The organism is Bradyrhizobium sp. SHOUNA76, assembly GCF_023006445.1.
GTDB lineage: Bacteria > Pseudomonadota > Alphaproteobacteria > Rhizobiales > Xanthobacteraceae > Bradyrhizobium.
Genome location: NZ_JALBHA010000413.1, coordinates 1 through 5,887, shown reverse-complemented (window position 1 = coordinate 5,887; position 5,887 = coordinate 1). Strand labels below are relative to the sequence as shown.

The following is a 5,887-nucleotide window of genomic DNA, read 5'->3' as shown; positions in this document are numbered from 1 at the left end:
CGCGCGCTGCTCAATCTCGGCCACACTTTCGGTCACGCGCTGGAAGCGGCGACCGGCTTCTCCGACCGCCTGTTCCATGGCGAGGGCGTCGCGATCGGCATGACGCTGGCGGCGCAGTTCTCGGCAAAGCTCGGCATGATCGGCGAGGCCGATGCGGCACGCGTCGAGCGGCATCTGATCGACGCCGGCCTGCCGACACGGTTGCAGGACATCGCGGGCTTTGCGCAGGAAGGGCTCGCCGATGCCGACGCGCTGATGGCGCTGATGGGGCAGGACAAGAAGGTCAAGCGCGGCAAGCTCACCTTCATCCTGCTGGAAGCCGTCGGACGCGCGGTGATCGCGAAGGATGTCGAGCCGGCCCCGGTGCGCGATTTCCTCAAAGAGAAGCTCGCGCAGAAGGTTTGACGCGCGGCCGATTATTTCCGTTGAGTGGTGCATGGACTGGCTCGGATTCACCATCGTCGTCCTCTGCCTGCTGGTTTCGGCGTTCTTCGCCGCCAGCGAGACCGCGCTGACCGGCGCCTCGCGCGCCAGCATGCTCCGCCTCTCCAAGCAGGGCAATCACGACGCCGACGTCGTCTCGGACCTGCTCGACATGCGCGAGCGCCTGATCGGGGCGCTGCTGCTCGGCAACAACATCGCCAATATCGGCTCCTCGGCGATCGCGACCGCGATCTTCACGGCCTGGTTCGGCGATGTCGGCGTGCTCTATGCGACCGGCGTGATGACCGCGCTGGTCGTGATCTTCGCGGAGGTGCTGCCGAAGACCATCGCCATCAACGCGCCCGATCGGGTCGCGCTTGCGGTCGCACGCCCGATGCGGCTGACCATGTACGTGCTGGGGCCGCTGCTGCGCATCGTCGAAGTCATCGTGCGCCTGCTCATGCGCCTGTTCGGCCTCGCCGGCGAGCACCAGGCGATCCTGTCGCCGACCGAGCGCCTGCGCGGCGCGGTCGACCTGCTGCACCACGAGGGCAAGTTCGAGAAGCATGATCGCGACATGCTCGGCGGCCTCCTGGACCTGCGCGAGCTCCAGGTCTCCGACGTCATGATCCATCGCACCGAGATGATGATGATCAATGCCGACCTGCCGCCCGAAGAGCTGGTGCGCGAGGTGCTGGCGACCGAATACACCCGCATTCCGCTGTGGCGCGAGAAGCCCGAGAACATCATCGGCGTGCTCCATGCCAAGGACCTCCTGCGCGCGATCCGTGCGTCGGACGGCGACACCTCGCGCATCGACGTCTCCACCATCGCGCTGCCGCCCTGGTTCGTGCCGGAGATGCGCCCCGTCTCCGAGCAGCTCAAGGCGTTCCGCCGCCGCAAGACCCATTTCGCGCTCGTCGTCGACGAGTACGGCGAAGTCGAGGGCCTTGTGACGCTGGAAGACATTCTGGAAGAGATCGTCGGCGACATCTCCGACGAGCACGACGTCGTGGTCGCGGGCGTGCGCGCCCAGCCGGACGGCTCGGTCGTGGTCGACGGCTCGGTGCCGATCCGCGACCTCAACCGCGCCATGGACTGGCATCTGCCCGACGAGGAGGCAACCACCGTCGCCGGCCTCGTCATCCACGAGGCGCGCTCGATCCCCGACCGCGGCCAGAGCTTCACCTTCCACGGCTTCCGCTTCCGCGTCCTGCGCCGCGAGCGCAACCGCATCACCGCGCTCCGTATTTCACCGGTGCCGCGCGATGCGGAGCTGGAAGAGGCCAAGCCGAGGCGGGCCGGGACGTCGTTCTAAGCTCTCTGTCCTCTCCGTCATTCCGGGACGATGCGAAGCATCGAACTAGGGTGCGCCCTTGCGCACCCGAGAATCTCGAGATTCTGGGTTCGGCTCTTCGAGTCGCCCCGGAATGACGGGGTTAATTCTCCCCCGGCGCCTGAGCCTGGATCGCCAGCGCGTGCACGCCGCCGGAGAGTTCCGCGGCCAGCGCCGAATTTATCATGCGGTGGCGGTCGACCCGGCTCTTCCCTTTGAAGGCGGCAGACACGATATACACACGGAAGTGCGTCTCGCCGCTGGGCCGATGGCCGGCGTGGCCCTCATGCAGATGTGACTCGTCCACGACTTGCAGACTTTCGGGCGTGAAAGCTTCCTGCAACTTGTTGCTGATAGTGTCTCTCATAGCCATGTGTGTGCCATTAAGGTGCGCGTACTCACTCCGTCAATTGCCGGGGTTTGCCGCTAATTGCAATGTCAAGACTTGAAGGTTTTTGCATTGCGTAGTCAAAGTCAGCCATGCCGATCGATTCATCAAAGTTCTTCGACTCCATCCGCGTCAAGCCGCGCGGCAAGCAGCCGGAAGTGAAGCCGCGCGATACCGCGGTTGGTTGCGAATGGGCCGGATGCCAGAACAAGGGCGCGCATCGCGCACCCAAGGGCCGCGATAACCAGCGCGAATACTGGCACTTCTGCCTGGATCACGTGCGCGAGTACAACCAGAACTACAATTTCTTCTCCGGCATGAATGCCGACGCGGTTGCGCGCTACCAGAAGGATGCGCTGACCGGCCACCGCCCGACCTGGAAGATGGGCGCCAATGGCGGCAAGAAGGGCGCGGAAGCCGAGATCGATATGGCGTCCGATCCATTCAGCATGTTCAGCGAGATCAACGGCCGCGCCAGCTGGCGGAAGGGTCCCGAAGCGGAGCCCAAGGCCGAGACGCGCAAGGTGATGAACGCCGAGCGCAAGGCGCTCCAGGTCATGGGCCTCGGCCCCAGTGCCACGCTCGCCGACGTCAAGGCCAAGTACAAGGCGCTGGTGAAGCAGCACCACCCCGACGCCAACGGCGGCGACCGCTCCACCGAGGACCGCCTGATCGAGATCATCAAGGCGTATAATTATCTGAAGACGGTGGTGCGGGAGGCGTAAGGCTACGCCTCCGGGAAGGACAGTTCGCAAACCAGTCCTTCCGGCCGCCACTGCCGGGTAACTCGTCCCCGCAAAGTCCGGATGATACCGTCGACGGCGCCGATCCCGAAGCCCGTGCGCGTCGGCGGCTCGTTGACCCGAGGACCGCCGCGCTCTGACCAGCGCAGCACGAGCGGCTCCGCGTCAGTGGTCTCCCAGTGAATCTTCAGCCTGCCCGACGGGGTCGACAGCGCCCCGTATTTGGCAGCGTTGGTGGCCAATTCGTGCACGGCGACCGCGATCGACTGGGCGAGCGTGGCCGGCAGACGGATATCGTCACCCGCGATGCGGATGCGTTCGCCGTCTCCGCTTGCGTACGGCCGGAGTTCCTCTTCGACGATCGTCTTCAGGCTGGCACCGGTCCAGCGCGACGCCGAGAACAGCCTCTGCACGTTGGCAAGCGCGCTGAGCCGGCCTTGAAACGCCGCCTGGAATTCCGCAGCGGTCTCGGCCTTCGTCAGCCGCAGCATCGCCTGGGTCACCGCGAGCAGATTGTTCGAACGATGGTCGACCTCGTAGGCGAGGAGCATCATCCGCTCCTCGGCCTGCTTGCGGGCCGTGATGTCGACCAGCATGTTCACCGCGCCAACCAGTCGGCCGCGTTCGTCGCGCAGCGGCGTCGGATAGGGCATGAAGCAGATCCGGGAACCGTCCGGCCGTTCGGCCACAGCCTCGACATCGCGGACCGGCCGGTTCTGCTTCAGCGCGATGGCCATGGGGCACTCATCGTGGGGGAGCGGCGTGCCGTCGGGCAGATAGAGCTTCCATGTCACGCACCACATCTCGCCGACCTTCGGCGTGCGTCCGGCAAAATCGATGCAGGCCTGATTGAAGAAGGTGATGCGGCCCTCTGCGTCGGTCGTGTAGATCGCGGCCGGCAGTGCCTGGAGCAAGTCCTGGAATCGCCTCTCGGAATCCGCGCCGGCAGCGCTCCTGCTCGCTACCTGCCTGGCGATCTCCCCGATCCTGGCCTCGTCAGATTGTCCAAGCAAGTCCAGCATCGCATTCCTCGACGGGGCCAGATCATGCAATTCGCTGCAGGCAAATACGTTCCATGGGCCAATCGGAGACGTGAGGATCCTCCTTAACCCAGAGATAGTTCAGGACTTCGCCTGCACGACAGTGGCGCAGGATGGGCAAAGCGACTTGTCCGCCGTAGCTCGAAGAGCGAAGGCCGAAGCGTGCCCCCACTTCTGTTGCCGTTTCGGATTGATGGTGGGCACAGCGCAAGCGCGCCTATCTCCGCGAACCAACATGCCTTTGTTGCGAGTGAGCCGCCAGAGATGGCGGGAGTAAATACCTGAGGGATTGACTATTGAAGAATGGAAACGGCGGGAGGGCGATTGAGTCCAGAGTTGGGGCGGCGCTTTCCGCACGCCGCACGCATCTCCGCCGACCTCGCCCCCGCGCGCGGTCACCCCTTGCGCTTCACCGTCGGGAAGTCTCTGACCGCACCTCCGCGCCGCGTGCCGCACTCGTCCAAAATTAACTTTCGGCTAAAGCAACATAGGATTCACATATGTAGGTGCTGGAACGACGTCGGCGGATTTCAGTGGCGATTGCATCATTTTCCCGATTGGTCCAATGGCTGACCATGATCCAAGTCTTATTCAAAAGCTTGGTTGGGAGCTTTACACGACATGCGTGAACACCATGGTCGAGCGGCTGACGCCGCTGTGCTGCTGCGTGAGCGTCTAGAACAGCTCACTTCTCAATTGTCCGAATTGGAAAGTCTTCGCGCCCGCGTGCTTGAGGCGGAGCGGAGCGCACTCATCACCGCCGATTCCGATCCGCTTTGGTTGCCATCTTTTGGAGCTGCGTCGGCACGTCAAGCGGTGCGATATCGTGTGCGCAGACGCAAATGGAACGAAGGGATATCAGGTGATCAGTTAGCGCACCCACTCCGCTAACAGCCGCTCGCGATGCTGCAGGTGCAAGGCTTGCGTCTCGCGCATTGTGGTCAGGAACGCCCGCGCATTGTCAGTGTCGCGTCCCTTGCGCTCCCGCCCCGCGATAAGGGCCTCCTGCTTGGCAGGATGACCCTCGCCGAGCGCGACGTGGCGCTCGACCATAGCCAAATCCCGCAGGCGCATGGCGAAGGCAAGCGGGCAGGTCCTGCTCGCCTCCATGCCTTCAATATGAGGCGATGGGCCACGATCGCGGCCTGAGCCGCCCGCAAAGGGCGACAACTACAAACTTGGCCAGCGATTGCCGTGGCTTCGGCCTTCTCTTCTGGCGTCCTCAATCCCAACAGCCGATAACGCAACGGGCCCACAAGGGGAGAGGAGAAGAACGCTCCGCCATACCTCACGCCTCCGGCATCGCCCCCACATAGGACGAACTCGGGCGGATCAATCGTCCCGTGCGCTGCTGCTCGCGCGCATGCGCGGTCCATCCCGCGGCGCGCGCCATCGCGAAGACCGGCGTGAATGCCTGGCGTGGGATCGCCAGCGCGTCGAGGAGGATCGCCGTGAAGAACTCGACATTGGTCTCCAGCGGCCGTTCCGGATTCTTCTTGCGCAGCGCGCTGCGGATATAGGCTTCGACCTCGCCGGCAAAGGGCAGGTCGGCGCCGTCTGCTGAAAGCCGCTCGATCGCGGTCTTGAGCACGTCGGCGCGTGGGTCGCGCACGCGATAGACGCGATGGCCAAAGCCCATCAGCCGCTCGCCGCGGGCCAGCGCCGCGTCCACCCATGGCTTGATCCGCTCGCTCGAGCCGATCGCGTCCAACATCTCCAGCACCGGCTCCGGCGCGCCGCCATGCAGAGGGCCGGTCAGTGCGCAATAGCCGGCGGTGACGGCGGCGAACAGATCGGCCTGCGTCGAGGCCACCACGCGCGTGGTGAAGGTCGAGGCGTTCATGCCGTGATCGCAGACCGTGACGAAATAGGCATCGAGCGCCGCGACCTCGCGCGGCTCCGGCGCGGCGTCACGCAACATCCGCAAGGTGTCGGCGGCATGGCTCGCATTGGGATC

6 protein-coding genes and 1 pseudogene are annotated in these 5,887 nt (G+C 64.6%); 3 read left to right on the top strand and 4 right to left on the bottom strand.

Annotated features, from left to right (window positions below):
• A pseudogene (locus MOV74_RS29275) lies at positions 1-405 on the top strand (3-dehydroquinate synthase); the annotation flags it as partial.
• Between the two features lie 31 nt (positions 406-436).
• Positions 437-1,741, top strand: coding sequence for an HlyC/CorC family transporter (locus MOV74_RS29270; protein WP_246930127.1), 1,305 nt, complete (start codon positions 437-439; stop codon positions 1,739-1,741).
• A gap of 121 nt (positions 1,742-1,862) precedes the next feature.
• Here MOV74_RS29270 and MOV74_RS29265 read toward each other — a convergent pair whose 3' ends face one another.
• Positions 1,863-2,132, bottom strand: coding sequence for a BolA family transcriptional regulator (locus tag MOV74_RS29265; protein ID WP_246930126.1), 270 nt, complete (start codon positions 2,130-2,132; stop codon positions 1,863-1,865).
• 107 nt (positions 2,133-2,239) lie between these two features.
• Between MOV74_RS29265 and MOV74_RS29260 the strand changes: the two genes are divergently transcribed.
• Complete coding sequence (locus MOV74_RS29260) at positions 2,240-2,872, top strand: J domain-containing protein (RefSeq protein ID WP_246930125.1); 633 nt, start codon at positions 2,240-2,242, stop codon at positions 2,870-2,872.
• Between the two features lie 2 nt (positions 2,873-2,874).
• On the opposite strand, the gene MOV74_RS29255 is transcribed toward MOV74_RS29260, so the two are convergent.
• The 3 genes from MOV74_RS29255 to MOV74_RS29245 form a co-directional block, all read right to left on the bottom strand.
• Positions 2,875-3,912 (bottom strand): sensor histidine kinase, encoded by a 1,038-nt coding sequence (locus tag MOV74_RS29255; protein ID WP_246930124.1) that lies wholly within the window; start codon positions 3,910-3,912, stop codon positions 2,875-2,877.
• 888 nt (positions 3,913-4,800) lie between these two features.
• Positions 4,801-4,983 carry a hypothetical protein gene (locus tag MOV74_RS29250; protein ID WP_246930123.1) on the bottom strand — a complete coding sequence of 61 codons (183 nt, stop codon included), beginning with the start codon at positions 4,981-4,983 and terminating at the stop codon, positions 4,801-4,803.
• 235 nt (positions 4,984-5,218) lie between these two features.
• Positions 5,219-5,887: citrate synthase (locus MOV74_RS29245; protein WP_246930122.1), on the bottom strand; the 669-nt coding region annotated here is incomplete at its 5' end.